Raw genomic sequence first — 25,559 nt, 5'->3', positions numbered from 1 at the left:
GACGCAAATAGGTTAATCAGTTGAGTTCAACTATAAAAAAAGCATGCCAATCTTTAACCTGATTGGCATGTTCCTTTTTTATTGACTCTATCAGCAAATGCGGCTTTACCATACCTTTTAAAGAGTTTATGGAATGGCTCACGCTTCTTAGCCTGCTTCCTTATAAAATAGGATGATTTAAACCTTCAAATCTCGTTTTCTATAGTAAGTATACGTTATCCAAAGCATTAAACTTATTATAAGTATGGATAAAACAACAAATACTGACTCAAACCCGTTTCCATTCACGATTTGGGCAGCATCGAAATATTTAAATGGAGTAATATATTTCAAGTTTTCCACTCTTTCGTCCATGTCAACGATTATCGATAGGATAAAAGTTCCTAACAGTATTGAGGTCGCAATAGAGGCGGCTGATTTTGGATTCTTGCATAAAGCTGCAATCCCCGATCCAATCACTATAAACATCACCTGCAGGAAAAACAGCCCAGCCATTAACAATCCAATCTCATCAGACACCTCTTCCCCGCTCGCATAACCGCCGACGATTCCCAAGGACGAAACAAGAGTGACGAGATTCAGTATGACAATGTTGAAGAGACCGGCTAAAAGCTTCATAGAAATAATTTTATTCCTCGAAACAGGCTTAACCATCAAAAATTCCGCCGTTTTATCGCGTTCTTCTTTTGAGATCATGTTCGCTCCAAGCATCGCCGCGTGGATGGTTGCCATTATAACAAGATAGAGAAACAGCACTCCGTAAAAGCCTGTCGCTTTTGTAAGGTCAAAGTCACCAAAGCCAAGTACGGTCCTGAGCGTCTTCGGGATTTGTGAAATCAACTCGTTCACCGCTTCCCCCGACCCTTCATAATAGGAGAACTTCCCCATCCCGCTGAATACCATAAAGACCATTCCGATACTCCAAAGGATAAGGGATTTTAAGTGCGCTTTTAGTTCCCGCACAAAAATATTCATGTTGGTACCGCCTCCATTTCCACTGCCAAACTACACGGCATGGATATCCTTTTTTACAAAAATGAAAAAGCTTAAGGAGATTGCCGCAACCACGAAGACGCCTGCTGCAATGCTAAAAGGAACCTCATATGCTGCGTGCTTAATGATGTAAGCTGTCTCAAAATACTTAAATGGTGAGAAATATCTCATCGCTTCATCGTCAAGGAGTGAGCCAATTGCCGAAACAATGAAGAATCCAAATACGGTGCTTATTGAAATCGAGATGACAGAGCGTATTTTTCCAAGAGCGGCCGAAACTAGCAAACCGAGCGCAAAGAACATCAGCTGCACAAAAAGCGTCGTTAACGAGATTAGCAGAAAGATTTTCATGCTGAAGTCCTGGTCAACCGTAAGCAAAATGGCAACCATAATGAAAAGATAAATTGCATTGGTAATCGCCAATGCCACAATCGCAGCAAGCACCTTGCCGCCTAGCACATCGGAGCGGCTCACTGGCTTGGTCATCAGGAACTCCGCTGTCTTGCCGGTTATTTCTTTCGAAACAATTCCCAGGCCAAGATTCATTGCCTGGATGGCTCCGCACAGAATAATGTACACGAAAACAAATGAGTAGTAACCTTCAAGGCTCGCGATGCTGTCTACATAAATACCGAGTGCTTTTCTCATTGCCTCAGGCATGGAAGCCAGGACATTCTTATATGCATCGATTTCCCTAACCATCGATGAAAACATTGATATATATAACACTGCAAGCCCGGCCATCGACAAAGCCCATATCAAGATGGATTTCTTGTAGGCCTTCAATTCATGCAGAAACAAATTCATGCCTATCAAGCCTCCTTCTCGTAATAGTGCATGAAGATTTCCTCCAGGTTGGGTTCCTCAATCCAGGCATTGGCCAGGTCAATTTCAGAGATTTTTCGCATGATTGCATTGATGTTACCCCTATATAAAAAGCTGATTGTTTTTTCTTCAATGACGAGATTACTGACCCCATCCAGAGAAAAATAGGCAGGGCTTACTTCACCCTTCGTTTCCAACTTAAACTTTTTGTAGCTGTTCTCGGTCAGGTCACTCATTCTTTCAACCTTGATAACACGACCTTCCTTAATGATGGCGACACGTCTGCAAAGCTTTTGGACTTCGCTTAAAATGTGGGATGACAGGAAAATCGTCGCTCCCTTTCGGTTTTCTTCGTGGAGCAGGTCAAAGAATTTTTGCTGCATCAGCGGGTCCAGCCCGCTCGTTGGCTCATCAAGGATGATCAGCCTCGGTTCATGCAGCAACGCCTGAACAATGCCGACCTTCTTCCTGTTTCCAAAGGACAAATCGTCTATCCGCTTTTTCAAGTCAAGGTCCATAACTTCGGCGAGTTCCAGAATTCGCTTGTTGCAGTCCTTTTTATAAAAACTTGCAGAGTACTTCAATAAGTCAATCACTTTCATTTTGTCATAGTAAAAAACCTCGGATGGGAGATAGCCTATATCCTTTGCGATTTCCGGGGCAAATTTGATGCAGTCCTTCCCGAATATTGCAGCACTGCCACTGTCAGGATAAATGAGCGATAAAAGTGTACGAATGGTTGTCGATTTGCCGGCCCCATTCGGTCCGATAAAACCAAAAATTTCACCTTCCGCAACGTTAAAGCTTACATCAATGATGCCTCTGGCCTTACCATAGCTTTTGTTCAAATTATTGATTTCAATTACGTTCATATTTGCTTCCCCCTGTCACTTCCCCACCATTATAAACCTATTCATTAAATGAAAGGATATTTATTCCATGAATTTTTCAATACAAAAAAGTCACCAGCATTTAAGCTAATGACTCTTTGTTTTTATAGTTTATGTGTATCACCGTTAAATACAGGCTCGTCAGTGTTTGGCAGGTACCAGAGGGTTTTGAGCGGGAGACCATTTTTCTTGAATAGCCCCTGCACCTCCTCCATAAACACACCCCTTTGCTGATCGCAGGATGGGCTGCTTTGGATCCCAAGTATCCCTTCTATTGTATATCCATTCTTAACATATTCTTGAACCTGCTCGATGACTGGCCGTAAAATGTTTCGGCAGTGCTCCCGGTATTCCTTTGTGTCGTATTCCTCATATGTCATGGGCGGCCGTTCCAGGCCAAGGAACGTGAATTCCGGACACGGAAGCTGAAGAATTCCATAGCCTTTTTCAACAATCCATTGGACAGCTGATGGAATCGCCCCAAGCGCTCTCGCTTCTCCGTCAATGACTGTGTTCTGATTAATGATACAATGCGATGTTAAAATAATCCGTTTGCTACGCGGCATGTTTTTTTGCCCCTGTATATGCTTTTTTAAAAATTGGCAGTCTGGATACGAGAAACATTACAAGCAGGCATGTTGCAATTTTATCGACAATATTGCCGCTAATCCTTGAAATAAAAGTCGATGCAAAAACGCTTTCCCCTGCTGCACGCATCCAGAGAACGATTAAATCCATGCCGCTCCCGTTCAGGCCGCCGAATACTGCAACTGCTATCGGTGTCCCAATAAGAGGTGCAACAATAGAAAGAATCAGACCTACACATAGCGCAACAGGCAATTTTGTAAAATCGAATTTCCGTGCTGCAAAGCCGACAACGAGTGCAATTGCAACATTCACAAGCCCAAAGAAAATCGCCGTCGGCCCTGTTGTGACACCGAGGACGAGGTTTGTCAACACACCGACAAGGGCACCCCACCAAGGGCCAAACAATACTGCCATTAAAACCGTTCCAATCGTATCAAGAAATAATAGCGGGATTTTCATCCAGGAGACCACAGTCCCCAGTACAACATTCAATGCAATACAAAGTGCCCCAAAGGTGATTAAAGAAGTTCTTCCATTTGCCATTTATTTTCCTCCTTCTCTTTCTACTATTAAATGTACTACTTGGAAACTTTTTCAACAGACTGTTTTTCTAATGAAAGTTGGGGTTTAAGATTGATAAAACCGATTGACAAGTTCTCTTTCACAATACAGGGGAATCATTTATACTAGAAGGACAACCTAAATGGAGGGATTTCCGTGACCGAAACCAATGAGCCAAAAAAGAAAATCAGCCTGCAGGAAGCGATGAAACAGCAGCTTGCTAATAAAAAGAACAAGGCGGCAACTAATCAAAACACAGCAAGCGGTGATCAGTCGGCGAAAAAAATGAAAAGCCAGCTGACAAAAAAGCCAAGCAATACACGCAGGAAAATGGGCTCCTAAATGGATGGACGCAGTAGAAAAGATATTGCACCGGGCAGCACTGTTGATATTGTCCTGAAAGCGGACCAACGAACTGGCAAGCTAACGCGGGGCGTTGTGAAGGACATCCTGACCAACTCAGCCTCTCATCCACACGGAATCAAAGTAAGGCTGACAGATGGACAGGTCGGCCGGGTAAAAGAAATTCATGCTGATTCATAAAAAAGACCGGATGGTTCAATTGAACCGTCCGGTCTTTCTTTTTATTTCCATATTCAGAATATTACGCACTTTAATAATTAATTTCAAAAGCGCTGAATTAATCGTTGAACCCGCTGAATTCGCGGCTAAAACTGAATTCCAAAGCGGAGAAAAGGTTGTTACTTTTTAATCTTCGTTAGTTCCTTGTTATCCTTTACAACGCTTTCTCATTCAGTACTTTAGGAGCCGTTGTAGCGAGGTTTTCGACGGACATGTTTTGAACCATGCCATACATGATAGTTAGCATTCTTTTTTTGAATTCGCTTTAATTTTAGTATAATATGAGGACAAATGAAGTTATCGCACAAATTTTACTATAGTAGAATTATTTTTACGTTCCAGGAGGTTCAGATGGCAAAACAAGATGATTCTTATATAAAGATTTGTACAATTTTGCATGCTGTCACGAAAATTGATAGCAGATTAATTGATATCAACGGCCAGCCCAGTTTTCAACTAGTCAATCACCCCACACCCGCGGTTCTACAAAACCTTGAAAATGAATTCCTGATAATCAACAACGCCCTCCAGCAAAATGGGCAGGATGCCATATATTATTATGTCAACCCGTATGGACTTGAATTCTTGGCTGCAGGATTATGGGACAGCAGTTGCTCATTGGAAGCTTCGATTGTAATTGGCCCTTTTTTATCAAATACGTCCGTCATTGAGTTTATGAATGACATGATTGTCAATCACAAACTGCCAGTCAGCGGGCGGACACAGCTGCAGAGCTTTTATAAATCCCTTCCTGTCGTTACGTATCAGGAAAACGAAGCGATTGGCGAAATGATCGCCACTATGTGCCATGGCGGGCTGATACACCCAAAGATCGTTACGTCCGCTCCAAGGATCCCGCTTATTAATAAAGAGAAATTGAACGAGAGCTTGGCCGAAAGCAAATCGGTTATTGAAAACAGATACGAATATGAGAAGAAGCTAATGAATGCCATTGCCAAAGGTGATACATCAGTCGTGGGGAAAATCTCAAAATTATCGGTAGACGTTCTGGATTTTTCCAATCGGATTCCCGAAAGCCCGATCCGCTCCGCAAAAAACATTTCACTCGTTTCTAACACAATCTGCAGGATTGCTGCGGAAAAGGGTGGCGTCCATCCAGTCTATTTACATACGATTTCCGAAAAATTTGCGATTTTGATTGAAAGGGCGCCCAGCTTGAACCATTTGAAAAAGCTTGGTGCCATTATGGTCAAGGAATATTGTGAAACGGTAAAGGAATTCTCAACCAGGAATTATAGCCCGATCATTAAACAAGTGGTGGACTACATCCATTTCAATTTGCAAAATCCTTTAACGTTGAACGAGATAGCTCTTGAAATGCGTGTGAATCCTAGTTATTTATCCCGCAAATTTAAGGAAGAGACAAACAAAACACTAACTGACTATATAAATCACAAACGGATTGAGGAAGCAAAAGTTTACTTTTATAGGGGAAATAAAACTGTAACTGAAATTGCGTTTTTAGTCGGTTTTAATGATGTTAATTACTTTAGCAGGGTTTTTAAAAAACTTACGACATTGACCCCTTCCCAATACTTGAAAAACCAATATACAATCCAAAACAGCGAATGACATGAAGCCACTCGCTGTTGTTATTTAGCCGATTAAAGCCTTGTATCCCACTTATTGCACCAGACGAGTTCATTTGGAGTTCCTTTGAATTCAGACTCTCCCATAATTTTATCAATGGTTTTAGTAACGGTGATTTCGTCATCGTTATATGCATTGATATAAGCCTTCACCATTGGAACATCCGTCAAATGAGTCGTGAAGTTCAAGGATACAAATACGGTTGGAACTTCATACACGTACCATGGAACTTCGTTGCTCATTGCCGTCTTCCATTGGATCCGATAATTGTTTTGTGCGCCATATCCGACAACATTGGCAAAGACCAAAGCTGCGTCTACTTCTGCACGGTATTTTAATGTAGGGCCCTTGATCCGGGTTGTTCCATCATTAATGGCTACTTCAAACCCGCGTCTTTCCAATTCTGCTTTAATGAAATCAAGTGTTTCAGAACCCGCTTCATAAATGCCGCCTTTTTCACCTTCGAGGTAGTAGAGGCGAATGCGTTTATGTGTTTCCGGGCGGATCGGCAGCTGGTCTAGAGTGTTCTTAACAAGAGTGATACCCTTATCTGCAGCAGCTCTTGCACGTTCGATATGGTCTTCGGATCCGACTACTTTCAGATCTTCCCTTGTACGGAGCAATGTGCCTTCTTGCTGCGATTTGTGAAGACCTAGAGCCGCTTTAAGGCCAAGAATCCTTTCAAGGGCATCCTGAAGGCGCTCTTCAGTGATGATACCATTCTTATAGCCGTTCAACATGAAGTGATAGTCTTCATCGATATCATTGAAGAATAAGAACATGTCACATCCTGCTGCAATTGCCTGAGGTACATACTCCTCACGCTTCATGGCTGCCGTCATCCCCAGCATGTGGGCTGCATCTGTCAACACAAGGCCATTGAAGCCAAGCTTTGTTTTCAGCAGGCCATTGATCAGTTCTGGGGCAAGAGTCGCCGGCAGGACATCCCGGTCTTCAAGGCCAGGAATCAGTTGCTTTTGGTACTCAGGAAGTGCAATATGGCCAGACATAATGGAATGGACACCATTTTCGATATGGTTTCGGTATACCTTACCGAATGTTTCCTCCCATTCTTCCACACTTAGTTCATTGACTCCCATGACAAGATGCTGGTCGCGTTCTTCAGTACCGTCACCAGGCCAGTGCTTTATACATACGCCGATATTGCTTTCAGTCAGACCTTCAATATATGCATTTGTATGCTTAATGACCGTTTCAGCATCGGTTCCATACGCACGGGTGTTAACGATTGTATTGCGCCAGTTCTTCAGGATATCGACACAAGGATCAAAGTTCCAGTTAACCCCGATCGCATGTTCTTCACGGCCGCTGACATAGCCGGCATCGTAAGATACCTGAGTGTCTCCGGAAGCTTCGCACATTGCTGCTTTGGCAACATATGTACCATCTTTCATTGCGCCATTGCCGCCAGAGTCACAGTTCGCTGCCACAAGCAATGGCACCTTGGAGCCAGATTGCAAACTGTTAATCAAATCCTGTACTTGTTCAGCAGTGCCACCCTGGTAGCGAGCTCCGCCAATATGGTACTTTTTCAAGATTTCCTCATTGGTCAGGTTGTTGCCACTGAATTGGTCTCCGCCAAAAAAGAACAGGTTTATGAACAATTGGCCGATTTTTTCTTCATCCGTCATACCGGAAATCGTTTCTGTTACCCATTTAATGTCTTCATCTGACAAATTGTATGGTTTTGCTTTTAGGTCGACCTTCGGCATTGGGACGTTTTTCCCGGCTATTTTCCGACTCATTTCCACACTCTACACTTCTCTCTATTTTAGGTTGTCATTAAACTCATTAATCAGCTGCTTCTGATAATCATCATCGAAGCTTCCGTCAATGAACTTACCCAATGCTTCATTTTTAAAGCGATCCCAAGAGAATTTTTCCTTATTGACCAAGATTGGATAAAAGAACACGCCATTCTTGCTGGCTGCATCCAGGTCTCCGGGTGCATCGCCAACCATTAAGACTTGTTTGTTGTCATAACCGAATTCTTTTAATTGTCCAATGCAGTATGCCTTTGTGCCAGCTTCCTGGCCAAGCATTACATCCACATGCGGCGCAAGCTCATGCCTCGTCCATTCATCCAGAACGGCAGCACCGTTAGCGGATGATACGATTGCGACATCTGCGACTTCCTGTGCCGCTTCAAGTCCTTCTTTCGCACCTTCAAATGGCCTATCTTCGCCAGATAACTGTTCAATGGAACGGTTAACCGCCTTACTCCATTCCAACGCCTTCTTTAACTGCTCATCACCGGTTTTGTCAATTTCCCTTTGAAGGGCAGGTGCTGAAAGCTCAGGAGTTGTTTCAGTCCATTTTTTAAAAGAAGAAATATCCGGCATTTCAATCCCTTCTTTTTCAAGGGCTTCAAATGTTGCAACAACACCCTTAAAACGGTTAATTCCTCTTGTCATTGTGTAGAGGTTTAAGTTATTCCACACTTCAAGGAAGCGATCCTCAATATGATGAAGATTCCAGATATTCACAGCCTCTGGACCAAAGGATTTTCGGTGCTTGACTTCCATCGTATCCATTGCGCAGCCATCTGAATCAACACATACCAGGAAGTCTCTTGTTTTTTTGAATTCATTAATATTCTCTTTCATTGTCAGCCTCCACCTATAAACAAAGTTGATTTCACTAAGTTGAAAACGCTTTTTAATAAACACATAAAGGCTGCCCTGACCGATACGAATCGGGCAGGGCAACCGTAAAAGAAATATTAAACTCCAGTGTAAGAAGAGAATCCACCGTCGATTGGAAGAACAACACCTGTTACAAAGCTTGCAGCTTCTTCGCTAGCAAGGAACAGGAGACCGCCAACCAACTCTTCCGGCTCGCCGAAGCGCTCCATTGGAGTGCTGTTCAGGATTTTCCCTGTACGAGCTGTTGGAGTTCCATCTTCATTGAACAAAAGCGCCCTGTTTTGTGCAGTTGCCAGGAAGCCTGGTGCAATCGCATTAACACGGATGCCTGCTTTTGCAAAGTAAGTAGCAAGCCATTGAGTGAAGTTGCTGATCGCAGCTTTCGCTCCGCTGTATGCAGGAATTTTAGTCAATGGAGTGTATGCATTCATCGAAGAAACGTTGATGATGCAAGTACCTTTTTTCTCAGTCATGCCCTTCGCAAATACTTGGGAAGGAAGCAATGTTCCAAGGAAGTTAAGGTCAAATACGAAACCTACACCTTTAGGGTCGAGCTCAAAGAATGTCTTAAGGTCTGGATTGTTTTTCACTTCTTCCGCATTGTAGAACTCGTCATCAGTAGTACCGCGCGGGTTGTTTCCGCCGGCACCGTTTAGAAGGATGTCGCAAGTGCCTAGCTCTTTTTCAACAATTTCGCGAGCTTTTTCAAGTGCTTCACGGTCAAGGACGTTTGCTGCAACACCGATTGCAGTGCCGCCAGCTTCCTTGATTTCTGCTGCGATTTTGTCAGCTGGTTCCTGGTTAAGGTCAAGGATTGCAACTTTCGCACCGCATTCTGCAAGTGCTTTTGCAAAGTATGAACCCAATACACCGCCGCCGCCTGTTACAACAGCAACTTTATTTGTTAAATCTACTTTGAATGGAACTGCCATTTCGGAAATCCTCCTCTAAAATTAGGGTTTGGTTTAACTATGTAGCTTGAACTAGAGTTCTTGGATTTCCACTTCAGGCGCTTCGCTTTCCGTGGGCGGGCGGGGAGCCTGTCTAGCTGCGGCTCCTAGCTCCTCGAGTCGCTTCGGTCCTTCAGCTGAAGTCAAGAACGACTTCTGCTTCAGGCCCTCCAGCGCTTTTCGGAGCTGGGCAGTCGCCTCGCTTTCCTATCTCCTCGGCGCTATAAGCGCCTGTTGGGTCTCCCACTGTCCCTTTTCTCCCACTGGAGTCTTCGCGCCTTCCGCTTCAATCCATATAGTAATTCTTACAACATATCTTGTTCGTTAATCTCACAGCAAACCATTACTTATCGTAAATTACTTAAATTACTTGTTTTTCCTGCTTTTTTGTTCTGCTTCCCATAGGCCGTAAAGGTATGTTGCGCCTAGTGCGCGGTCGTACAAGCCGTAGCCTGGCTTTCCAGTTTCGCCCCAGATCATGCGGCCATGGTCAGGACGGATTGGACCTTCATAGTTGAAGTCTGCCATTGAGCGGATAACTTCATACATATCAATAGAACCGTATTCGGATGGATGTGCAGATTCTTCAAAGCTAAGTCCGCCAGTCAGCTTAATGTTACGGGCATGAACGAAATTCACGCGGCCTTTTTGGCCAAAGTAACGAAGCATTTCAGGGAAATTGTTATCAGGGTGTGATCCTAGGGAACCACTGCACATAGTCAAGCCGTTGTATGGGCTGTCGTATAGGTTGATGAAACGCTCAAGGTTTTCTTTGTTTGTAATGATACGTGGCAAGCCAAAGATATCGTACGGAGGATCATCTGGGTGGATTGCCATCTTCACGCCAGCTTCTTCTGCAACTGGAATGATTTCATTAATGAAATATCCAAGGTTTTCCCATAGCTTTTCATGGTCGACCTTGCTGTAGTGGTCAAACAATACTTGCAAATCTTCCTTTTTGTAGCTGGAATCCCAGCCTGGCAGGGAAAGTTCGCCTGTTAGCGGGTCCATTTTCTTAGCAACTTCTTCTTCAAAGATAAGAGCTGTTGAACCATCTGGAAGACGGTAATCAAGATCTGTACGAGTCCAGTCAAAGATTGGCATGAAGTTGTAGCAAACAACCGGAATGCCAGCTTTACCTAGGTTACGGATTGTTTCTTTATAGTTTTCAATGTACTTGTCACGTGTTGGAAGACCGATTTTGATGTCTTCATGGACAGGTACACTCTCGATAACAGAGATTTCAAGGCCTGCATCTTCTACAGTCTTTTTCAATTCCTCGATTTTATCCATTGGCCATGCTTCGCCAACCGGGATATCATAAATTGCAGTTACAATACCTTTCATACCAGGAATCTGGCGGATGTACTCCAATGAAATACTGTCAGTCTTGCCGTACCAGCGAAAACTCATTTGCATAATAAAGTTCCTCCTTTTATTTCACTTCAATACTGAAGTAGTTTTTTGCATTGTTATAGCAAATATTTTCAATAAGCTTTTTCAATAGATCCTTATCATTCGGTACTTCTCCATCCTCAACCCATTCTCCTACCAGGTTGCAAAGGATGCGGCGGAAGTATTCATGGCGGCTGTACGAAATAAAGCTTCGGGAGTCAGTCAGCATGCCGACAAAATGCATAAGCAGTCCTTGATCAGCCAATGCATTCATCTGACGGATCATCCCTTGTTTCGTATCGTTAAACCACCAGCCGGAACCAAATTGAATTTTGCCGGCTACACCCGGTTCAGTCTGGAAATTGGCTAGCGTACTCCCAATCAAATCGTTATGGATAGGGTTCAGGTTATAAAGAATGGTTTTTGGAAGAGAGTTGTCCTTATCCAAGGCATCGAGCAATGCATTAAGCGGTGCTGCGACTTCGCCCTCATCATTGATGGAATCAAAGCCAGCATCTGCTCCAAGTTTATTAAACAATCTAGTATTGTTATTGCGAATCGCACCAAAGTGAATTTGCATGGCCCAATCGCGTTTCTTGTAGCATTTTCCTAAAAACACAAGTACTGCTGTTTTAAACTTCTCTTCATCCTCAGCGCTCACGCTTTGGCCGCTCAATCCAGCTTCAAAAATTTTCTCGAGTTCAGCTGGCTCGGCAGTTGCGAATGGAATTGATCCGAGTCCATGGTCGGAAAGCCTGCCGCCTTTTTGATGGAAGTACTCAACCCGCTCCTCAAGGGCGTTCAGGTAATCCCCAAATGATTTGATTTCCCTGCCAACGACACTGCCCAGCAGTTCAACAAAGCCTTTGAAGGAATCCTTGTTAATTTCAACACCTTTATCCGGACGGAAGGTTGGCAATACTGTAACCGGAAAATTGCTATTTGCGATTTGCTCGTGGTATTGCAAGTCATCTGTCGGATCATCCGTGGTACAAATTACTTTCACATTGGAACGAAGGATTAGGTTTTGTACGGAGTACTCATCCTTTTCCAGTAGTTCATTGCACTTGTCCCAAATGCGTTCCCAGCTAGTCTCATCAAGCAATTCTTCAATTCCGAAGTATTTTTTAAGTTCAAGATGGGTCCAGTGATAGAGTGGGTTTCCCAGTGTGTTTGGAACGGTTTTTGCCCATGCCGCAAACTTTTCCTTCGGATCGGCATCTCCTGTAATATAACGCTCGTCAACACCATTTGCCCTCAATGCTCTCCACTTATAATGGTCACCCTCAAGCCATAGTTCAGTGATGTTGCTGAATTTCCTGTTTTCAGCAATATCCTTTGGAGAAAGGTGGCAGTGGTAATCATAAATCGGCATATCTTTGGCATAGTTGTGATACAACTCCACCGCCGCTTTATTTTTAAGCATAAAGTTATCATGAATGAATGCTGCCAAGTCACACACCTCCTAAAAATTATCTAACGATCAATCGCAAAAGATCGTGCCATGTATCTTTCTACATCAGCAATCGGGATTAAGTTAGCATCCCCTTCAATCGTATGTTTCAAAGCAAAGCAGCCTGTTGCGAATTCGACCGCATCCTGAGGCTTATATTCACTTATCAATGCATAGATAATCCCAGCTGAAAAAGCATCGCCTGTGCCAACCCGGTCAATGATGTCCACTTCCACTTCCCTGGACTGATAAATTTCCTTTCCATCATAAAGGAGGGCATAAAGACGGTTCCGGTTGACAGAAACATGCTCACGCTTTGTCATGACAACATGTTTAAAACCAAAACGCTTGCATAGCTCATCCATAATCCCTTTATAATCTTCAGTCGAAGGATTTTCCGGAAGACGCTCTTTGATATCCTCGCCGTCTTCATCAGGAAGGCTTAGAGGCTCTATGCCAATGCAAACATCTACGTCCTTGATCAGCTCAGTCATTTTTTTACGCGCTTCATCGAAAGGCCATAAAGCACTTCGATAATTCAGATCACAACTGGTTGTTAGACCCTTTTTCTTGGCGGCCGAGAGCGCTTCCTTTGTAACCAGGAACAACTCGTCACTCAATGCCGGTGTAATTCCGCTAATGTGGAACCAGTCGGCACCCTCAAAAATTGCATCGAAGTCGTATTCTTCAGCCTTGGACTCAGCAAAGGCACTGTGTTTCCGGTCATAGTAAACCTTTGATGAACGGATTGAATATCCTTTTTCAAAAAAGTAAATACCAAGCCGGTCTCCACCGTGCAAAACATGACTGGTATCTACACCAAATCTGTTAAGCTGCTGTTCGGCGCTGGTGCCAACTGCATTTTCAGGAAGCTTAGTAACAAACGAGCTTTGCAAGCCAAACTTAGCCAGTGAAACAGCCACATTAGCCTCCCCTCCACCGTAAACCGCATCAAAGGATTGTGCTTGGACAATCTTTTGGAAGTTTGGGGCGGAGAGACGAAGCATGATTTCCCCAAGTGTGACTACTTTTTTCATTTCACTAGTCCGCCTTTACTTCAGCTAGCTTGTTCATAAACGAACGGGCCACGTCCTGCACAGAGCTGTAATCTCCGTTTGAAACACCCTTTGTCAGCGCACTGCCGATTCCGACAGCGAAAGCGCCATTTTTTACCCATTTATCAATATTGTCAAGGCTTACCCCGCCAGACGGCATTAATTCAACGTGAGGGATTGGACCTTTAACATCCTTTATAAATGAAGGCCCCATCAGGCTTCCCGGGAACAATTTCACAACATCTACACCAAATGAGAGAGCTTCCATGATTTCAGTAACAGATCCACAGCCTGGAAGATACGGAACCGCATAGCGATTGCACATTGTTGCAATTGCGCCATCAAAGTGAGGGCTAACAACATATTTCGCACCCTTCATGATTGCGATTCGCGCTGTCTCAGCGTCGAGCACAGTGCCTGCCCCGATAATCATGTTGCTGTCGCCAAGCTTGGCAAGTTCTTCAATAGCATCTTCCGCTCCAGGTGTCGAGAACGTCACCTCAAGTGAACGGATACCGCCTGCAAACGCTCGCTTGGAAATTTCTACAGCCTCTTCTTTGTTCTTGCCACGAATAACGGCTACGAGATAGCCTTTGTGCATTTCATTAAGCACTTCGAATTTTTGCAGCATTATTTTTCCCCTTTCCTTTTTTGGTTTGGAAAGAATTCTTAATTACTTGGCGTTTTTTTAAAAAAAACTTGCATATACAATTGGCACATTTACCTTATCTTAGTGTGCATAGCAAATGGCATAGTATACGAAAACTTTTTCCATTTTTGAAACGCCTTTCATACATCTTGTATACTAGCATACATCAAAAGTTAATGCCAGTTATATTGATTATTTTAATCATTTTTTTAACATGTGAACTTAATACAGTCATAAAGGGCTGATTATTGCCAAATTACATGGCCGTAAGCCGTAGTGGTCTTCGAAATATGCCTCCTGCTTTAAAGAATGCATCATAAATCCAAATGTCCTTTTCATCAAATTACTTAAACTTACCGCCAAATTATACGTTTCCCTAAAGTTCATCATTGAAAACGGTTTTACACAACATCAGGGCTGGTTGCTCGCCTTGGATTTTGGGACTGTTCCCCCCCCTTCATCGCCTTTATGAGAAAAGAGAATCTCTATTTTTTGGAAGTGAAAAAGAAAAAGCCCTATTAAATATTAATGGGCTGTACGTAAAAGACTATTCAAACCTGGCTTATTGTTGCAAGGCTATTTATCAGGAGCTCGCTCAACCTATATGCGCGTGGAGAAGGACAGTTCGGATAATTGCCCTTTACTTCACACCAGTTTCCTCAAAAAAATACGATCGGTATCGACAGGCATTCCTTTTTGGGTGATATTGCACTGAATTCCCTGGACGGCTGCCTCTTGGAAGCGGCCATCCTGTAATAATTGGATCTCAGAATAAATACAAAATCTTCGCAATAACGGCTGACTGGAAATTACGAAAAAAAACCAGCATTCCCCTACTGGAATACCGGTCTGGCAGTTGGCAGTTCAAAATAATTCAAATATGGGCTATCATCCCTGAACAAATCCTCCCAGAGGCTGATAGGCTCAAGAATATGGCGCCTGACGATTTCTTCTACACTCTTACATTCTTTATTTTCTATAATCTCTACAATTCTTTCATGTTGAGCAATTGCATCATCGAAATTATGCTGCATCTCAGACAACAGCCTAATCCGATTATAATGAGTACTTATCCGAGTAATGGCAGACCAGACATTTTCTTTTCCATTACCCTCAAAAATAATCCTGTGGAATTCCTTATCCAGCCTATGAAACTCTCTTTCAGTACCTTTCTTTCCGACCAATTCCTTTTGAAGAGCGACATTCTTCTTCAAATCATACAGGTTCGGCAGTGGATAGTACTCACAAGAAAGCCTCAGTATTTCACGTTCAAGAGTAAATCTCATAAAAGAGGCTTCAACTATCAGTTGGGGTTTGATTTTTGAAATATATGTACCAACCTGTGGAAATACTTCGACCAGGTGTTCCTCCCGCAGCTTTGCAAGGACCTCCCTAATTGGTGTTCTTGAAATCTGCAAAGCTTCCGCCAACTCTACTTCACTAATAGCCTTCCCAGGTTCAAGCTCGAGAGCCATGATGGAATCCTTAATCACCCTATATGAATATTCTTTAATATTTTCACCAGGCAGCCTTGGTGATAATGTAACCATGCTTTTTCGCACTCCCCGTTTTAGATACCATTGTTATTAACAATGATAGCATTCTCCTCGCGTTCCTACAATAAAGATTCTCTTTTAAACCCCCATTCGAAAAAAAGGACCATTCACCCAACTAGTTGAGGAATGATCCTTCCATTTTAAATTTAGATCCGTGTATCGATAAATCCGCAGAATGCATCAACTGGGCTTTCACCTTTGAACTCGGATTTGCCCATCAGCTTATCTACCAGTACTTCTAGTGTTTGCTTTCTGCTGTCATACGTATTGATGTATGTTTTTACTTGCGGTACATCTGCCAAATGGTAAGGGTATTGAACAGATACAAAGATCGTCGGCAATTCATGTACATAGAATGGAATATCCGGAGTACCTTTACTTGCTGGCCATACGATCCTTTGAACGGTTCCTGGGTTAACGTTGGCAATGTTGATGACTAAATCATAGTTATCAGTCAACTCGGTAATCGGACGCTTTTGTGCATAAACGTTTGCAAGCGCTGCGCTTCTCTCTTCTTCAGGAAGCTTCATGATTCTCTCTTCTGTCGATTCCCAAACCGTTACTTCAAAGCCTTGTGCTTCAAGCAATTCTTTCATGATATCAACAGCTTTTTCTTTGCTTCCAATCAATGCACCGAATCCGCCGGCTACACCTTTTACATCAACCAATAATACCCGTTTATATTTTTCAGGAGTGACTGGCCAGATATCCTGCTTATCTTTAACCAAAGTGATCGCTCTGTCAGCAACTTCCTTGAACAAGGCTGTGTTTTCAGGAAGGCCGATTTTCGCAAGCGCTTCTTCTTTTGGCTGAAGGATTTCAGTCTTTGCCTTCTTATGCAGGCCAAGTTTCGCTTTCAAGCCAAGGATGCGTGTAAGAGCTTCTTCCAGGCGCTCGTCAGTGATGATACCATTCTTGTAACCATCCATCATGTAACCGAAGTCTTCATCTGGATCGTTAAAGAACAAGAATAGGTCACAGCCTGCAGCAATGGATGTTGGAAGAAGTTCGCTTCTCTTCATTGCACCAGTCAGCCCAAGCATGTGGCTAGCGTCTGTTACTACAACACCATTAAAGCCTAATTTGCCGCGAAGCAAGTCAGTTGTAATTTCTTTAGAAAGAGTAGCTGGCATTAGCTCTTCATCTTTAATATCAGGGTTGAAGTGTCTTTCATAGGAAGGCAGGTGAATATGCCCAGCCATGATGGACGGAAGGCCTGCATCAATAAGTCCTTTGTACACTTTACCAAAAGTCTGATCCCATTCTTCAGTTGAAAGGCTGTTTACACTGAAGGATAGATGCTGGTCGCGCTCGTCAACGCCGTCTCCAGGCCAGTGTTTAGCTGCAGGAGCAATGCCGCTTTCCTGGATACCTTTCATATAAGCAAGGCTCATTTCAAGAACCTTATCTGGATCAGATGAAAATGAACGAGTTGAGATGATAGGGTTGCGCCAGTTGTAGTTAATGTCTACGATTGGAGCAAAACTCCAGTTACAGCCGATTGCGGATGCCTCAACACCTGAAACCCGGCCCATTTCGTACGCCCATTTCGGATCATTCGTTGCAGCAATTTTCACTTCAACGCCTACTTCTGTGCCGTCAGTACAAGCACCGTTCCCGCCTGCTTCAGTGTTTGCTGCAATCAGCAAAGGAATTTTACTTTTTTCTTGAAGAATCCTGTTTTGCTCGTATACTTCCTCTGCTTTTCCAGGGTTATAACGAACAGCCCCGATATGATAGTTGTTAACCATTTCGGTCAAGTATTCTTCTGTACGGCTAGAACCCATATTTACGAATAGCTGTCCGATTTTTTCTTCCAGAGACATGGATCCAATTGTTTGTTCAACCCATTTAATGTCCTCATCTGTCAGATTAAAAGGCACTGCTTTTAAATCTACTTTTGCCAATGTTGTCCACTCCTTTACAATATAACGCTACATCATCAATTCGCCCTCAATAGGTTTTCCAGCCTGACCAGCAAGTATACTTAATGGAAACCCCTTTTGGAACGACTGACTTGTCCTATAGTTTGTATAGGTTTTCATTTGTATACTAGCATACAAGTTAAATCAAAAACAAGCAATTATATTATGGAAGAAGATAGCTGCGGCAATGGCAGCTATCTTCTCTATACAACCTTATTTCTCAGCGCGCTTCGCCGCAAGATCTTCAGCCAATTTAACAGTGCGCTTTTTATTCAATGGGTATAGGAATACCATGATTAAGAATACAAGAGCAAATGTGAGTGCAGGAACTAATGTACCAAGAGCATGAATTCCTGAAAGAGTTTCAGCTGTTTGTTCAGCAAGCTTTGGATTATATCCTGCTGCCGCAATCGCAGCACCGCCGACACCACCTGCTACAGCCTGGCCGATTTTACGTGCCATGGAATAGATCGAATAAACTGTTGCATCTTCACGAAGGCCAGTTAAATATTCATGATAGTCGATAACGTCAGTTACGAAAGCCCAAACGACAAGGTTGAATACTCCGTAACCAATCATAGCAATTGACAGGATGGCAATAAACGTAGTTGCTGTAATATTTGGAAGGAGATATAGGACCCCGTATACTACAGCTGCTACCAATAAGCCGCCAGAAGCAACTTCTTTTTTACCAAATTTCTTAACGAGAGGACCAACAAATGGCATAGCAACAAATACTGCTAAGGCTTGAAGAAGTCCAACCATACTTAATGCTTTTGCATTTTCAAAATAATCCTTAAATAGGTAAACGTTTACAGTACCAATTAACATAAACACAATCATAAACGTTAAAGCGGCAACTAGGAACACCATTAGTGGCTTGTTTTTCACAAGGCCTCTCATTGTTGTTTTCAAATTTAACTTTTGCTTGTTTGTTTCATCCATTACAATACGTTCGGTAGTCAAGGTATAGCATGCCAGATAACATGCGATTGCCAATCCCCCGAAAATTAATGCAGCCAGCAGGAAGCGATCGGCGTTGGCCTTATTATTAACAAATAGAATCATCGGCCCAACTACGTTAATAACTAAACCAGCCATTTGCATCCCAGCTGTTCTCCAACTTGATAATGCAGTACGTTCCACAGGATCGGATGTAATAACAGAAGCCATCGAACCATAAGGAATATTGACAGTGGAATATAAAGTTCCCCAAACAATATACGTTACATAAGCATAGGCTAAGTAAAATCCTTCAGACTGTCCTGGAATGTAAACGAACATTAGAATACCAGTAAACACAAGCGGGAAAGACATCCTTAGAATCCACGGCCTAAACTTTCCGTTTTTACCTGCTTTTCTTGTATCAATAAAGCGGCCCCAAGCTACGTCAGCAACTGCATCCCACAAACGCGCAATTGCGAATAACACGCCCACCGCTGCCGGATTCAAGCCAAAAATATCTGTATAAAATACCATCAAGAATGCTGCTACAAGTATAAAGAAGAAATCATTCCCGAAATCACCAAACATATAACCTAATTTATCCCTCATACCGAAGGGGCGAACTTTTTTCTCACTCAATTTTCTCACCTCAAAATATGAATGTTTTACAATGATGTTTTTTAAGTTTAATTTTGTGAAGCTCTAAATTGAAAAATGAATAATGTTTTTTAATCTTTTTACTTTCGTCAGGTCCCTCGTCTGTCTTAGCTTTGGTTAACCTGTCCTTGTTCATTCAATGATTTTTGCCTAGTAGAATTACTAGATGTGAGAAATCATCCCCCTCATTCGTTATACTAGTATACTAGCATTCCTTGTATACGTTTGCAACAAAAAAGTGAAACCGGTAACATTTTCTACATAATTTTCTTCTTTTTTATTTTCTGCTTATATTTTTGCTTGCAATTTGGTTTATCACTATCTCAGACATAAAAACCAATCATGTTTGCACAAAAAAAAAAAGAAACCACCTTATTAAAATGGTTTCTTTATCAAGCTGGCTGTACAGAGTGGTCAACAAAGCTCTTCTTTTCCCAGACGCGGCTTTTCCATCTGAAGTACATGACGATGCCGCGGAACCATTCATCAAATATGAACGCGATCCAAATGCCGGTAAGCCCGAAGCCCAGTGTGATGCCAAGAAAGTATCCGAGCGGAACACTTATAATCCACATGGACAGGACGGCCATTTTTACAGGAAAATTAACATCCCCTGCGGCCCGGAGCGCACTGATAATGACCATATTAAAGGTCCGCCCTGGCTCCAATATGAGGCAGAGAAGCAGCAGCTTGGCGCCTTCCTTTATAATCTCTTGATTAGCTGTAAAGATGCTAAGCAGAGACTCTCGAACCAAAACAATTGGTATAACCGAGAGGATTGTCAGCATCAGGCTAAGTCTGAGGCTCTTTAAGAGACGTTCGTATGCCCCTTCAAAATCACCAGCGCCAACCTTATAGCCAATCAAGATTTGCGTTCCCTGCCCGAGCGACATCCCGAACAGCATCATAAACGACATAATGTTCCATGTATACACTCTGGTCGTCAATGCCATGGCACCAATTAAAGCAATGATCGCTGTCATCGCCATCTGGCTCGTATTGTAAACAATATTTTCACTTGCTGATGGAATGCCAATTCTAAGGATCCTTTTTATATAAGAAAGGTTGAAGCTTGTATAGTCCCCCCGCTTGATTCGGACAGGCAAGCGTTTATACATAAACCAAAAAATAAGCGCGACAGCAATGATACGGCTAAGCGCGGTTGAGAGGGCTACCCCCTGAATCCCCAACTGCGGTACGCCAAACAACCCATAAATAAACAAACTGTTTCCGACAAGGTGGATCATGTTCATAAAAACGGAAGTGAACATTGCTTCCTTCGTAAAACCGTTCGCACGTAATATAGAAGAAACTGTTACAAGCAATGCCTGAGAGAATAGTGTTGCACCGACAATTAACAGATATTGTTCTGCAAGCTTGTGGATTTCAGGAGTAAGTTCAAAGAGCCCTAAAAATTGGCCTCTGAACAGGACAACCAAGAAACTGACAACGATTCCAAAAAACAGGTTTAAGGATACTGAAATACCGGAGACCTTTCTTGCTTCCTTTAATAACCCCGCCCCCAGGTTTTGTGATACTAGGACCGTTGTACCAGTTGCAACAAATTGAAAAACAAGGATAGCAAAGAAGACTAACTGGTTGGCAACTCCGACTGCAGCTACTGCCTCATCCGATACATACGAAAGCATGAACGTATCGGTGCTTCCCATTAATATATATAGAAATGATTCTATAAAAATGGGCCATGTCAGAGTGAATAATCCTGGCTCAATAAAGGTGTTTTTCCGGACTTGCTGCATCTGTGTACCTTCTCCCAAACGCAATTGCGTTATTTTTCCCGCATTAAGGGTCAGTAAGCCTCTTTCAGAGGCAACTGTCCCTAAATGCCCGATTGGTTCAACTAACGATCAGTGGAAAGGCGCCACTGATGGAAGTTTCACTTTATCCCAAACTTCATTACTTTAGTTTATTTTTTACCAATTGTCTAGATGATTTTTCGAAATACGAAAGAAATTGCCAACCTCTCCATTGGATGCTGGCACTTTCCTTTTTAAGATATTGTTTCGAATTGTACTTTATGAAGATTGGCGAAAATGCCGCCCTTTTCAATCAGTTCCGCATGGCTTCCTTCCTCGGCAATGCCGTCCTCAGTGACAACAATGATTCGGTCGGCATTGCGGATTGTCGCCAGCCTGTGTGCGATGACCAGGGTCGTCCGGTTCTGTGCCAATTCAGTCAATGCCTTCTGAATGATTCTTTCCGTTTCTGTATCAAGCGCAGAGGTTGCTTCATCAAGAATGAGGATTGGCGGATTTTTCAAAAACATCCTCGCAATTGCAATCCGCTGTTTTTGGCCGCCGGACAACTTTAACCCGCGTTCACCAATTTGGGTTTCATAGCCATCGGGCAGGCCCGCAATAAAGTCTTCGAGATGGGCTCTGCGTGCTGCTTCTTCAATATCAGCCTGAGTGGCACCTAATGAACCATAGGCAATATTTTCACGAAGTGTCCCGGTAAACAGGAAGACATCCTGCTGGACGATGCCAATTTGGGAACGCAATGATTTTTTCGTCATATTGCGGATATCTATTCCATCAATTGTGATGGAGCCTCCGTTCACATCGTAAAAACGAGGAATCAGTGAACAAATTGTTGTTTTCCCGGCCCCAGATGGACCGACAAAAGCGACAGTTTCACCATGATTGATTCTAAGATCTATTCCTTCAAGGACCGGCTTTTTGTCGTCATAGCTGAATGATACATTGTTGAAGGCGATATTCCCTTTCAGGCTTTGGGCTTCAATTGCATCCTCTATATCGATTACATCCGGGTCCTGGTCCATCAGCTCGGTAAACCGTTTAAAGCCAGCCATTCCTTTAGGATAAAGCTCAAGGATGGCGCTAATTTTGTCAATCGGTTTGAACAGGACATTTACATAAAGAACAAACCCGACCAGTTGCCCATAGGTCATTAATCCGGTAAAGCTCAACCATGCACCATAAACAAGAACAATCAATACCATCAGCCTGGTCGACATATACATGCCTGCAAGGCTGAACGACATAACTTTGTAGCCGGCCAATTTTGCGAGGCGGAACTTGCGATTATTTTTCCTGAATCTATCAATCTCAAAGTCTTCATTCGTAAACGACTGAACGACGCGAACCCCTGCGACACTATCCTCGACCCGAGCATTAACATCAGCAATGTTGCTGTACATGTTTTTCCATGCCGCATTCATCCGCTTGTTTGAAACATACATTAGCCAAATCAGGAACGGCACAATAATCATCGTGACCAGCGCAAGCTTGACGTTGATTGTAAGCATAATCCAGAAGGCGCCAATGAAGGTCATCGCCGCAATAAACAAATCCTCCGGTCCATGGTGGGCAAGTTCCCCGAGGTCAAATAGGTCATTCGTAATCCGGCTCATAATATGGCCGGTCTTCGTATTGTCAAAAAAGCGGAATGACTGCTTTTGGACATGTTGAAAAAGGTCTTGCCTCATATCTGTTTCTATATTGATGCCAAGCTTATGGCCCCAGTAATTGACAATATACTGAAGGCAAGTACTTACGACATATAAAAGCAATAGCCCAATGCTTACCCCTACAATTGCATTCCAGTTTTGGCCTGGCAGCAGTTTGTCAATGAACCATTGGACGGCGAGCGGAAAAGCAAGCTCGAGCAGTGCAACAATGACTGCACAAGTGAAATCAATAATAAATAATCTTTTATGAGGCCGATAATATGTAAAAAATCTGCGAATCATTTTATGCTTCCCCCCCTTTGTCTTACCGATTATAGTCCAGAGATAGACGTTTTTACAATATATTGAATTTGAAAAAAACACCTTGCTTATTTACCAACTTTTTACATTGACTTAACCTCATCTTAAAACGTCCTGGGTATTGTTATATAATAGAAGAATCAGATACGATGGAGGGGGAAGCACCTTGACAAAATTTTTTCAAACTTGTTACGACTTTGAGTGCCAGCTTTTCTACAGTATTAATCGCCACTTCGAAAATAAGGCCTTGAATAAATGGATTCAGTTGATTACCCATTTTGGCGGAGCCTCATTTACAATAGGAACGGTGCTGTTTCTCCTATTTTTTACTACGGGCCAGGCTACAACTGCGGCTATAGCTTCTGCATGGGCGCTTTTCTTAAGCCATCTGCCTGTTTTTTTAATCAAAAAGCTCTTTCCTCGCAGACGCCCTTACTTGGCGCTTGAAAGAGCTCTGATACCCGAAAATCCATTAAAGGACCATTCATTTCCATCTGGACACACGACTGCCATCTTTTCTGTTGTGACGCCGTTATCCATCCAGTTTCCTATCCTTTCATTCGCTCTTGTCCCATTGGCTTCCTTAGTCGGCCTATCAAGGATTTTTCTCGGCCTCCATTATCCTTCCGATGTACTGGCCGGAGCCTTGCTTGGATTATCCACGGGAGCCATTTGTTTGTATCTTTTATAAGAAGGAAAAAGGAACGGCACAGCCGCTCCTTTTTTCGTAAAATTAAAATCCAGGAAAGCTGGATAAGTCCTGCCAGCGGATAAATACTAGCACAAATGCCAGAACCCCAAGAACAAGGATGGTAATGGTTTGCTTTAAGGGATCCTTTACCCTCATGTGGGTGAGGACTCCACCTACTCCGGTAAGGCCAAGCACAAGTGCTCCGGCAGCAGCCCAGCTTGGGTGCCAATAACCAACGACAAGCGCCACTGCACTTGCGACTTCAACCAGTCCCGTTACAACCCTAAACCATTGCGGCAGCCGCCAATGAGTAAAGTTATCAACATGCATTTTAGATCCAGTAATTTTTCCGGAACCCGCAATCAAAAACATTGCAGCTAATATCCCCTGCAGTACGTATGCCGAAATTTCCATTTACCTCTCCCCCTTGTTCATATATATGTAGTGGTAATAGTAACTTTCCATGAACATACAATGAACGGTTTTGAAAAGTAAATGGGTTTAGTATCAAGGATAAAAGATGCATAATTAAGCTATTTGGAGGGCTCTATTAGATTACTCTTCTCCCTTGCACATGCGAATAATCTCTTCGGGAGGCTCCAGGATATTAAAGTACAAACTTACTAAAATAATGAACCATATTCCTATAATGAAAAAGATGGTTCCTGTTAAGTACAGAGACCATCTTCTAAAGATCGGTAAACCCACAATGAGTATTGTTTATGCTCTTCTATATCTTACTTTAAAATTTCTTCTATTCTATTTAACTCTTCCTGACTGAAATCCAGATTTCTTAAAGCACCTACATTTTCCTCTAGCTGACTCACCTTGCTTGCACCAATCAATGCGGAAGTGATTTTTCCCTCGCGAAGCACCCAGGCGAGCGCCATTTGAGCCAGCGATTGGCCGCGCTCGGATGCGACCTCGTTCAACTTCCTAACCTTTTCAAGCTTTTCTTCAGTAACATCACTTTCCTGCAGAAAACTTTTTGGTTTCATTGCCCTGGAGTCAGCTGGGATGCCGTTTAGGTATCTGCTTGTCAACAGGCCCTGTGCGAGCGGCACGAATGCAATCGAGCCAACGCCTTCTTCCTGCAGCAAGTCTGTCAGCCCATTTTCAACCCAGCGATCAAACATTGAATACGATGGCTGATGGATCAGAAGCGGGGTTCCAAGCTCCTTCAGTATGTCAATAGCCTGCCTCGCTTCCTCAACCCGGTAATTCGAAAGACCAATATACAGGGCTTTTCCCTGCCTGACAACATGGTCTAACGCCATCATTGTTTCTTCAAGAGGTGTTTCCGGATCTGGGCGATGATGATAGAAAATGTCGACATACTCGAGCCCCATCCTTTTAAGACTTTGGTCGAGGCTTGAAACGAGATATTTCCTGGAGCCCCAATCGCCATATGGCCCCGGCCACATTGTGTAGCCGGCTTTTGTGGATATAATCATTTCATCCCTATATCCTGCAAAATCCTTTTTCAAAATTTGTCCGAATTTTTCTTCCGCAGAGCCAGGCGGCGGGCCATAGTTATTAGCGAGATCGAAATGTGTAATCCCAAGATTAAAGGCCTTTTGAATCAAAGCCCGTCCATTTTCAAACACATCCATTCCACCGAAATTATGCCAGAGCCCCAAAGAAATGGCCGGCAGTTTTACCCCGGAGCGCCCGCAGCGGTTATAAATCATCGATTCATATCGTTGTTCGCTTGGCTGATAACTCATATATGATGACCTCCCTGTCGTAAATGAATACCTAAAATTACCATACCACACCAATCATCATAATAAAAACGCAAAAACCCGAAACAGAG

The 25,559-nt window shown here is 43.0% G+C and carries 23 protein-coding genes; 4 read left to right on the top strand and 19 right to left on the bottom strand.

Features of this window, described 5'->3' with window-relative positions; genetic code table 11:
* Positions 1–177: 177 nt before the first annotated feature.
* From A8F94_RS20585 to A8F94_RS20565, 5 genes are all read right to left on the bottom strand, one after another.
* A complete protein-coding gene (locus A8F94_RS20585; RefSeq protein ID WP_066204736.1) occupies positions 178–975 on the bottom strand; it encodes an ABC transporter permease subunit in 798 nt (265 codons plus the stop codon).
* Positions 976–1,005: 30 nt separating this feature from the next.
* Positions 1,006–1,800, bottom strand: a complete 795-nt coding sequence (locus A8F94_RS20580) for an ABC transporter permease subunit (RefSeq protein ID WP_066204733.1) — start codon at positions 1,798–1,800, stop codon at positions 1,006–1,008.
* Between the two features lie 5 nt (positions 1,801–1,805).
* Positions 1,806–2,690, bottom strand: a complete 885-nt coding sequence (locus A8F94_RS20575) for an ABC transporter ATP-binding protein (protein WP_066204730.1) — start codon at positions 2,688–2,690, stop codon at positions 1,806–1,808.
* 122 nt (positions 2,691–2,812) lie between these two features.
* Positions 2,813–3,274: a CD3072 family TudS-related putative desulfidase gene (locus tag A8F94_RS20570; RefSeq protein ID WP_066204727.1), complete on the bottom strand. Its 462-nt coding sequence runs from the start codon at positions 3,272–3,274 to the stop codon at positions 2,813–2,815.
* Positions 3,264–3,839, bottom strand: coding sequence for a CD3073 family putative ECF transporter S component (locus A8F94_RS20565; RefSeq protein WP_066204724.1), 576 nt, complete (start codon positions 3,837–3,839; stop codon positions 3,264–3,266). The genes A8F94_RS20570 and A8F94_RS20565 overlap by 11 nt, the downstream gene beginning before the upstream one ends.
* A gap of 174 nt (positions 3,840–4,013) precedes the next feature.
* On the opposite strand from A8F94_RS20565, the gene A8F94_RS20560 reads away from it, so the two are divergent.
* The 3 genes from A8F94_RS20560 to A8F94_RS20545 all read left to right on the top strand — a co-directional run bounded on the left by A8F94_RS20560 (position 4,014) and on the right by A8F94_RS20545 (position 6,032).
* The gene (locus A8F94_RS20560) at positions 4,014–4,199 is read left to right on the top strand and encodes a hypothetical protein (protein ID WP_066204723.1); all 186 of its coding nucleotides are present in this window, start codon (positions 4,014–4,016) and stop codon (positions 4,197–4,199) included.
* Complete coding sequence (locus A8F94_RS20555; RefSeq protein WP_066204721.1) at positions 4,200–4,400, top strand: YwbE family protein; 201 nt, start codon at positions 4,200–4,202, stop codon at positions 4,398–4,400.
* Between the two features lie 390 nt (positions 4,401–4,790).
* Positions 4,791–6,032 carry a helix-turn-helix domain-containing protein gene (locus tag A8F94_RS20545; RefSeq protein WP_066204716.1) on the top strand — a complete coding sequence of 414 codons (1,242 nt, stop codon included), beginning with the start codon at positions 4,791–4,793 and terminating at the stop codon, positions 6,030–6,032.
* A 32-nt stretch (positions 6,033–6,064) separates the two neighbouring features.
* Here A8F94_RS20545 and A8F94_RS20540 read toward each other — a convergent pair whose 3' ends face one another.
* From A8F94_RS20540 to A8F94_RS20485, 12 genes are all read right to left on the bottom strand, one after another.
* Positions 6,065–7,816 (bottom strand): glycoside hydrolase family 3 protein, encoded by a 1,752-nt coding sequence (locus A8F94_RS20540; protein ID WP_254660917.1) that lies wholly within the window; start codon positions 7,814–7,816, stop codon positions 6,065–6,067.
* A gap of 21 nt (positions 7,817–7,837) precedes the next feature.
* Positions 7,838–8,677, bottom strand: a complete 840-nt coding sequence (locus A8F94_RS20535; protein WP_066204713.1) for an HAD family hydrolase — start codon at positions 8,675–8,677, stop codon at positions 7,838–7,840.
* Positions 8,678–8,793: 116 nt separating this feature from the next.
* On the bottom strand, positions 8,794–9,648 hold the full coding sequence (locus tag A8F94_RS20530; protein ID WP_066204709.1) for an SDR family oxidoreductase: 855 nt from the start codon (positions 9,646–9,648) through the stop codon (positions 8,794–8,796).
* A gap of 384 nt (positions 9,649–10,032) precedes the next feature.
* On the bottom strand, positions 10,033–11,085 hold the full coding sequence (gene uxuA / locus A8F94_RS20525) for a mannonate dehydratase (RefSeq protein WP_066204707.1): 1,053 nt from the start codon (positions 11,083–11,085) through the stop codon (positions 10,033–10,035).
* 16 nt (positions 11,086–11,101) lie between these two features.
* Positions 11,102–12,514: a glucuronate isomerase gene (gene uxaC, locus A8F94_RS20520; protein ID WP_139070150.1), complete on the bottom strand. Its 1,413-nt coding sequence runs from the start codon at positions 12,512–12,514 to the stop codon at positions 11,102–11,104.
* 23 nt (positions 12,515–12,537) lie between these two features.
* Positions 12,538–13,551, bottom strand: a complete 1,014-nt coding sequence (locus A8F94_RS20515; RefSeq protein ID WP_066204705.1) for a sugar kinase — start codon at positions 13,549–13,551, stop codon at positions 12,538–12,540.
* 4 nt (positions 13,552–13,555) lie between these two features.
* Entirely contained in the window at positions 13,556–14,197 is a 642-nt protein-coding gene (locus A8F94_RS20510) for a bifunctional 2-keto-4-hydroxyglutarate aldolase/2-keto-3-deoxy-6-phosphogluconate aldolase (RefSeq protein WP_217490925.1), read from the bottom strand.
* 854 nt (positions 14,198–15,051) lie between these two features.
* Entirely contained in the window at positions 15,052–15,768 is a 717-nt protein-coding gene (locus A8F94_RS20505; protein WP_066204699.1) for a GntR family transcriptional regulator, read from the bottom strand.
* A gap of 152 nt (positions 15,769–15,920) precedes the next feature.
* Positions 15,921–17,681, bottom strand: coding sequence for a glycoside hydrolase family 3 protein (locus A8F94_RS20500; protein ID WP_066204696.1), 1,761 nt, complete (start codon positions 17,679–17,681; stop codon positions 15,921–15,923).
* A 231-nt stretch (positions 17,682–17,912) separates the two neighbouring features.
* Entirely contained in the window at positions 17,913–19,253 is a 1,341-nt protein-coding gene (locus tag A8F94_RS20495) for an MFS transporter (protein WP_066205183.1), read from the bottom strand.
* A gap of 440 nt (positions 19,254–19,693) precedes the next feature.
* Positions 19,694–21,061, bottom strand: coding sequence for an MATE family efflux transporter (locus tag A8F94_RS20490; RefSeq protein WP_066204693.1), 1,368 nt, complete (start codon positions 21,059–21,061; stop codon positions 19,694–19,696).
* Between the two features lie 251 nt (positions 21,062–21,312).
* Complete coding sequence (locus A8F94_RS20485) at positions 21,313–23,034, bottom strand: ABC transporter ATP-binding protein (RefSeq protein WP_066204690.1); 1,722 nt, start codon at positions 23,032–23,034, stop codon at positions 21,313–21,315.
* Positions 23,035–23,218: 184 nt separating this feature from the next.
* Here A8F94_RS20485 and A8F94_RS20480 point away from each other — a divergent pair, with 184 nt between their 5' ends.
* Positions 23,219–23,743 carry a phosphatase PAP2 family protein gene (locus A8F94_RS20480; protein WP_066204687.1) on the top strand — a complete coding sequence of 175 codons (525 nt, stop codon included), beginning with the start codon at positions 23,219–23,221 and terminating at the stop codon, positions 23,741–23,743.
* Positions 23,744–23,785: 42 nt separating this feature from the next.
* Here the strand turns inward: A8F94_RS20480 and A8F94_RS20475 are convergent, their stop codons facing one another.
* Together A8F94_RS20475 and mgrA are read right to left on the bottom strand one after the other, a co-directional pair.
* Positions 23,786–24,157, bottom strand: a complete 372-nt coding sequence (locus A8F94_RS20475; RefSeq protein WP_066204684.1) for a DoxX family protein — start codon at positions 24,155–24,157, stop codon at positions 23,786–23,788.
* 323 nt (positions 24,158–24,480) lie between these two features.
* Positions 24,481–25,470, bottom strand: coding sequence for an L-glyceraldehyde 3-phosphate reductase (gene mgrA, locus A8F94_RS20470; protein ID WP_066204681.1), 990 nt, complete (start codon positions 25,468–25,470; stop codon positions 24,481–24,483).
* Positions 25,471–25,559 lie beyond the last annotated feature (89 nt).

Origin of the sequence: Bacillus sp. FJAT-27225, assembly GCF_001685025.1 — a bacterium.
Taxonomy (GTDB): Bacteria; Bacillota; Bacilli; order Bacillales; family Cytobacillaceae; genus Bacillus_D.
This window is presented reverse-complemented; position numbering and strand designations above follow the sequence as displayed.

Bases quoted from the DNA above. Each gene is read 5' to 3' on its own strand.
- A8F94_RS20585 (WP_066204736.1), bottom strand. From the start codon at position 975: ATGAATATTTTTGTGCGGGAACTAAAAGCGCACTTAAAATCCCTTATC.
- A8F94_RS20580 (WP_066204733.1), bottom strand. From the start codon at position 1,800: ATGAATTTGTTTCTGCATGAATTGAAGGCCTACAAGAAATCCATCTTG.
- A8F94_RS20575 (WP_066204730.1), bottom strand. From the start codon at position 2,690: ATGAACGTAATTGAAATCAATAATTTGAACAAAAGCTATGGTAAGGCC.
- A8F94_RS20570 (WP_066204727.1), bottom strand. From the start codon at position 3,274: ATGCCGCGTAGCAAACGGATTATTTTAACATCGCATTGTATCATTAAT.
- A8F94_RS20565 (WP_066204724.1), bottom strand. From the start codon at position 3,839: ATGGCAAATGGAAGAACTTCTTTAATCACCTTTGGGGCACTTTGTATT.
- A8F94_RS20555 (WP_066204721.1), top strand. From the start codon at position 4,200: ATGGATGGACGCAGTAGAAAAGATATTGCACCGGGCAGCACTGTTGAT.
- A8F94_RS20545 (WP_066204716.1), top strand. From the start codon at position 4,791: ATGGCAAAACAAGATGATTCTTATATAAAGATTTGTACAATTTTGCAT.
- A8F94_RS20540 (WP_254660917.1), bottom strand. From the start codon at position 7,816: ATGAGTCGGAAAATAGCCGGGAAAAACGTCCCAATGCCGAAGGTCGAC.
- A8F94_RS20535 (WP_066204713.1), bottom strand. From the start codon at position 8,677: ATGAAAGAGAATATTAATGAATTCAAAAAAACAAGAGACTTCCTGGTA.
- A8F94_RS20530 (WP_066204709.1), bottom strand. From the start codon at position 9,648: ATGGCAGTTCCATTCAAAGTAGATTTAACAAATAAAGTTGCTGTTGTA.
- uxuA (WP_066204707.1), bottom strand. From the start codon at position 11,085: ATGCAAATGAGTTTTCGCTGGTACGGCAAGACTGACAGTATTTCATTG.
- A8F94_RS20515 (WP_066204705.1), bottom strand. From the start codon at position 13,551: ATGAAAAAAGTAGTCACACTTGGGGAAATCATGCTTCGTCTCTCCGCC.
- A8F94_RS20505 (WP_066204699.1), bottom strand. From the start codon at position 15,768: ATGGTTACATTATCACCAAGGCTGCCTGGTGAAAATATTAAAGAATAT.
- A8F94_RS20495 (WP_066205183.1), bottom strand. From the start codon at position 19,253: ATGAGGGATAAATTAGGTTATATGTTTGGTGATTTCGGGAATGATTTC.
- A8F94_RS20490 (WP_066204693.1), bottom strand. From the start codon at position 21,061: ATGCAGCAAGTCCGGAAAAACACCTTTATTGAGCCAGGATTATTCACT.
- A8F94_RS20485 (WP_066204690.1), bottom strand. From the start codon at position 23,034: ATGATTCGCAGATTTTTTACATATTATCGGCCTCATAAAAGATTATTT.
- A8F94_RS20475 (WP_066204684.1), bottom strand. From the start codon at position 24,157: ATGGAAATTTCGGCATACGTACTGCAGGGGATATTAGCTGCAATGTTT.
- mgrA (WP_066204681.1), bottom strand. From the start codon at position 25,470: ATGAGTTATCAGCCAAGCGAACAACGATATGAATCGATGATTTATAAC.